Here is a 3,023-nt window from a genome sequence, read left to right as displayed (position 1 = left end):
TAGAACACCGGAATTTCCCAGCCCTCCCAGAACCCGCCGGGGTCGAGCGAAACCACAGCCCCTAGGGAGCCGCCGCAGCTGGTGCAGCCAGCGCCGCTTCCCAATCCTCACCACTGGTCACGGCCAGAATCAGACGGGCGGCTTCAGTGGGTACGTCCCACTGCGGGAAGTGACCGCAGTGCTCGAACCAGTGCAGGCGGGCATCGGGGAATTTGGCCAGCGCGCGCGGGGCCTGCGCGGGAAAGCACACCCGGTCGTGGCGGCCCCAGCCAATGACGAGCGGGGCCGTGATGCTGCCGCGCGGGGCGGGTTTTTGCACCTCGCCGTGGGCCAGTTGGTCGAGCAACTCATCGAACACGGGCGTGTGGGCGAAGGTATACATCTCGTCGCGGGCCTGTCGGGCATCCACGGCCCAGGGGCGGGCCGAAAACTGCGGCAGCAGCGCCGTGCGCCCCACCGCCGAACTCATCAGGGCGGGTATAATGGGTTGCAGCACCTTCACCAGCTTCATAGAACACCGGAATTTCCCAGCCCTCCCAGAACCCGCCGGGGTCGAGCGAAACCACAGCCCCTAGGGAGCCGCCGCGTCGCGCCATTTCCAGCACCAGCCGGGCTCCCATCGAGCTGCCCACGGCATCGATGCCCAGCAAGTTGTGGCGGGTCAGGAAGTCAGTCAGCGCATCGGCAAACGTGCCGATGGAGTTTTCGCCGGGCAGCGGCGGGGTATCGCCGTGGCCGGGCAAGTCCACGGCAATGACTTCGCGCTCGGCTGCCAGCGTGTCGAGAATGGTGTTCCAGGAGCGCCAGCTGCCGCCGATGCCGTGCACGAGAAGGAGGGGTTTGCCCGCGCCGCGGCGAATGTGATGCATGTCCATGAGAATGGGGAGAAGGGGTGAAAGCGCGCCGTTAGTCGTGGCTCGTGGCTACGGCCGGCCAGCTACGCAGCGGTAGTACGCAGCCTGGCGCGCTTCGGGTGGCCGGCGCACCGGTCGCGGGCCCATAAAAAAAAAGCGGGCGGGCGGCTATTGCCACCCGCCCGCTGCGTGCGTTCCTCAACGAGGCCGAATTACTTGGCAAAAAGCTCGTTCAGCTGGCCGGCCAGGCGAATACCGGCTTTAAGAACCTGCTGCTGGGCCACGGGCCCGAAAGTGGGGTAGAAGTGCCAGTCGAACTTGGGGTTGGTGGCCGCCGCGGCGTAAATGGGCGTGCACAGCTGGTACGACTCGAACAGCCAGGTCGGAATCTCGTCCTTCTGCCACTGCTTAATCTCGGTGGGCGTGGCGTGGTCGTAGGTCGCGCTCATCTCGGTGAAAGTGAAGCCGGGGTATTCCAGAATGGCCGTATCCCACACGCTGTGCAGGTTGCTGTCTTCGCGCGAGCGCCAGTTCACGGTGATGCTGTTGCCACCCTTGTCTTCGGCGTGGCCCACGTGCAGGGGCTGGTGCACGTCGCCTACGATGTGAATGAGGAACTTGAGGGCCACGCGCTTTTCGTCGGCCGATTTGGCGGGGTCTTTCAGGTCGCGGCGGGCTTGCAGCAGAGCGGTGTAGGCGTTGGTGGGTGCGGCCGGGGCCAGCAGGGACGGGTCGTTCAGCTGCTTCACAAAGGCCGCAAAGTCGAGGCCGGTGGCCACGTTGAGGTAGTGCCAGGGCGCCGTTTCCTTGTACTGCGGGTCGTTGCGCAACTCATCGGCCCAGGTGCTCACCAGCGGCATGGTTTCCCAGCCCAGTATCTGGCTCACCTGCTGGCGGGCGGCGGGGGTGAGGTGGTTTTCGGCGATGCGAGCCACGGCCCGGTGGCCTAGCACGCCCCAGGCGCGGCCGGCGCGGGGCATGGCCAGCAGCAGCACAACAAATAAAACCAGCGACCGGGCACCCAGAAAACGAAGCATGCGAAAGTTGAAATAAAAGAAGGGAGATGAAACCGGACTTTACCCGGATGAAATTGACGTAACGCACGCCAAACCACAAAGCTACGCGGAAATAGCCATTGGGCAGAAAGAAGGAATTATGAATATTCAAACAGAAAAGGTAGTTTTACCCTTTCACCTTGTCTCGCCGATTTAGCCCGGCGCCGCTTCTCACTCCTGCATGGACCTGCACCCGCTCGTCGATTCCCCGGCCGTTTTTATTGCCCACGATTCAATAAATCATTGTTTGTATGCCGATTGGCGCGGTGAGTACAACCAGGAAACCTCGCGCTCGACCTGTCGCATGCTGCTGGCCGCCCAACGCCAGCTGCCGTGCCCCAAGCTGCTGAACGATTACTCAAGCATGACGCGCAGCACCGTGCAACTCACGCACTGGGGCGAGCAGTGGCTGGCCGATATGCAGGCGGCCGGCCTGCGCTGCATTGCCTGGGTGCTGCCCAACGACCCCCTGGCCCGCCAGGTAACCGAAGAAATTGTGCAGGCCATTGATGCGCCGCGCGTGGTAGCGTTTCAGGACGTGGCTTCGGCCTACTCGTGGCTGCGCCAGCAGGTGGTGCCGGCATCGGATAATTAGGGATAAGGGATAGGAATAGGGGATAGGGAAGAACGTCATGCTGAGCTTGTCGAAGCAGCTCTGCCGCGTAACTAATCCAACCGATTGGGTTTACTCGTGCGGAGGAGATGCTTCGACAAGCTCAGCATGACGTTCTTCTGCTTACGTATCTCTTATTCCCTGTTTCTTATCCCCATCATCATGCCCGCCACCTACACCAACCCCGTTCTCGACGACAACTTTCCCGACCCGGCCCTGCTGCGCGCGCCCGATGGCTGGTACTACGCCTACGGTACCCAAACCAAGCTTGCCGGCGTCATCATCAATTTGCAGGTGGCCCGCTCGCGCGACCTGATTGCGTGGGAGCATCTGGGCGAAGGCCTGCCCGAAAAGCCGGCCTGGGCCCAACACAGTCAGAAAATATGGGCCCCGCACGTGAGCGAGCATGCGGGCCGCTACTACCTCTACTACTCGGCCCGGCCCGACGGGGCCGACTCGCTCAGCCTGGCCGTGGCCGTGGCCGACGCTCCCGCCGGCCCG

Annotated in this window: 5 protein-coding genes; 2 read left to right on the top strand and 3 right to left on the bottom strand. The window is 63.2% G+C overall.

Annotation, left to right across the window (positions count from 1 at the left end; all coding sequences use genetic code 11):
• Window positions 1–61: 61 nt before the first annotated feature.
• From ACYVDE_RS20155 to ACYVDE_RS20145, 3 genes are all read right to left on the bottom strand, one after another.
• Complete coding sequence (locus tag ACYVDE_RS20155; protein ID WP_460503328.1) at window positions 62–382, bottom strand: alpha/beta fold hydrolase; 321 nt, start codon at window positions 380–382, stop codon at window positions 62–64.
• Window positions 348–875 carry an alpha/beta fold hydrolase gene (locus ACYVDE_RS20150; protein ID WP_460503327.1) on the bottom strand — a complete coding sequence of 176 codons (528 nt, stop codon included), beginning with the start codon at window positions 873–875 and terminating at the stop codon, window positions 348–350. The genes ACYVDE_RS20155 and ACYVDE_RS20150 overlap by 35 nt, the downstream gene beginning before the upstream one ends.
• 191 nt (window positions 876–1,066) lie before the next feature.
• Complete coding sequence (locus ACYVDE_RS20145) at window positions 1,067–1,891, bottom strand: S1/P1 nuclease (RefSeq protein WP_460503326.1); 825 nt, start codon at window positions 1,889–1,891, stop codon at window positions 1,067–1,069.
• 199 nt (window positions 1,892–2,090) lie between these two features.
• Between ACYVDE_RS20145 and ACYVDE_RS20140 the strand changes: the two genes are divergently transcribed.
• Both ACYVDE_RS20140 and ACYVDE_RS20135 read left to right on the top strand, forming a co-directional pair.
• The gene (locus tag ACYVDE_RS20140) at window positions 2,091–2,504 is read left to right on the top strand and encodes a hypothetical protein (RefSeq protein WP_460503325.1); all 414 of its coding nucleotides are present in this window, start codon (window positions 2,091–2,093) and stop codon (window positions 2,502–2,504) included.
• A 180-nt stretch (window positions 2,505–2,684) separates the two neighbouring features.
• On the top strand, window positions 2,685–3,023 hold a 339-nt coding region (locus ACYVDE_RS20135), incomplete at its 3' end, for a family 43 glycosylhydrolase (RefSeq protein ID WP_460503324.1).

It is taken from the genome of Hymenobacter agri, assembly GCF_054778495.1.
Note: the sequence above shows the minus strand (reverse complement) of the source record. Positions and strands in the feature narration are given on the sequence as shown.

Coding starts and splice junctions, on each gene's coding strand:
- ACYVDE_RS20155 (WP_460503328.1), bottom strand. CDS start 382: ATGTATACCTTCGCCCACACGCCCGTGTTCGATGAGTTGCTCGACCAA.
- ACYVDE_RS20150 (WP_460503327.1), bottom strand. CDS start 875: ATGGACATGCATCACATTCGCCGCGGCGCGGGCAAACCCCTCCTTCTC.
- ACYVDE_RS20145 (WP_460503326.1), bottom strand. CDS start 1,891: ATGCTTCGTTTTCTGGGTGCCCGGTCGCTGGTTTTATTTGTTGTGCTG.
- ACYVDE_RS20140 (WP_460503325.1), top strand. CDS start 2,091: ATGGACCTGCACCCGCTCGTCGATTCCCCGGCCGTTTTTATTGCCCAC.